General features: G+C 74.1%; 2 protein-coding genes. One reads left to right on the top strand and one right to left on the bottom strand.

The window, feature by feature from the left end; all coding sequences use genetic code 11:
• The coding region (locus AB0L75_RS44230) for a hypothetical protein (protein WP_365191943.1) at positions 1–550 on the bottom strand (550 nt) is incomplete at its 3' end.
• Between the two features lie 114 nt (positions 551–664).
• Here AB0L75_RS44230 and AB0L75_RS44225 point away from each other — a divergent pair.
• Positions 665–1,438: TspO/MBR family protein (locus tag AB0L75_RS44225; RefSeq protein WP_365191942.1), on the top strand; the 774-nt coding region annotated here is incomplete at its 3' end.

Below are 1,438 nucleotides of genomic sequence, written 5' to 3'. Positions count from 1 at the left end.
CGCGCACCTCCTCGGCGAGTCCGCGCTCGGCGAGCAGATCCTCGACGCCCGCGGCGACGTCGTCGCGCACCCGCTCGTACTCCGTCTGGTCGGCGCCGACCGTCTTCTCGAGGGAGACCATGGCCAGCTTGGTGCGGTCGGTGAACTGCAGGTCCCCGGCGCGCTCATCGTTGAGGGCCCAGATCGCGTCACGGGTGTCCGCGTCGATGGCCATGTCCGGGTCGGTGCGGAGCCAGTCCGGGGCGGTGCCGTCCACGGTGACGTCGGGCAGGTCCCCGGGGGGCACCGCGGAGAACGGGAACCACACGGCGCCCTTCTCGCAGATCGCGTGGAAGGGAGCGTCGTCCGGGAGGCCCGCGTCGCGCAGCGGGGCGATCAGGTTGTGCAGGAGGAAGTCCGTGGAGCGGCCCGTGTTGAAGCCGACCGGCACCCCGCGCCTCGCGAGGCGGACGAGCACGTCGATGATCCCCTCCGGCACGGTCCGGGTCTCGGTGGAGGCCACGGGGGCGTCCACGTCCAGCAGGAGTCCTATCGGGGAGGAAGTGCGCATGCCCCCACCCTAGGCCGCGGTGGCCCGTGCCCGCGATGGGCCCGGCGGCTACGCTGACCCTGAGACCCGCCCCGCCCGGGGCACACCCCCGACGATCACCCCACGGGAGCACCCATGAGCACCGCCACCGACCTCGGCCCGTCCCGCAGCCCCTTCGGCCCCGACGCCGCGGCGCGCGTCCCCAGCTCGGGGACGGGGCTGTCCTCGACGGGCGGCCGGGTGGCCATGCTCGTGGTCGTGATCCTCGCGGTCGTGGCCGCGTTCCTGGGCTCCGGCGTCGTCGGCGGCCTGACCCCCGTGGCCGAGGCCGCGGGCGGCTGGCTCGGCCCGGACGCCACCTGGGTCTCCCCGGCGACCCCCGCGTTCGGCATCTGGTCCGTGATCTACGCGGGGCTGCTGGCGTACGCCGTGTGGCAGTTCCTCGCCTCGGCCCAGTCCGCCCGTCACGACCGCCTGCGACCGTGGATCCTGGTCTCGGTGCTGCTCAACGCCGCGTGGATCTGGACGGTGCAGGCCGGGCTGCTGGGGCTGAGCGTCGTGGTGATCGCGCTGCTGCTGACGTGCCTGGCGTGGATCCTGGTGCTCCTCGAATCCGTCCGCGCGCACAGCTGGGGGGAGCGGATCCTCCTGGACGGGGTGCAGGGCCTGCATCTGGGCTGGGTCTCGATCGCCGCCGTGGCGAACCTGGCCGCGTGGCTGGCCTCGACCGGCGTCGTCGGCGATCCGGGGCAGTCGTCCCTCTGGGCGAAGGTGATGCTCGTGGTGGCCGTGCTGATCGGCGCGTTCACGGCCGTGTACAACGGCGGCCGCCCGGCTCCGGCGTTCGCGCTCGCGTGGGGTCTGGTGTGGATCGGCGTCGGCCGCGCGGACGGCACGGGGCTGCTCTCG

The organism is Streptomyces sp. NPDC052101 (assembly GCF_040680235.1).
Classification (GTDB): Bacteria; Actinomycetota; Actinomycetes; order Streptomycetales; family Streptomycetaceae; genus Streptomyces.
This window is presented reverse-complemented; position numbering and strand designations above follow the sequence as displayed.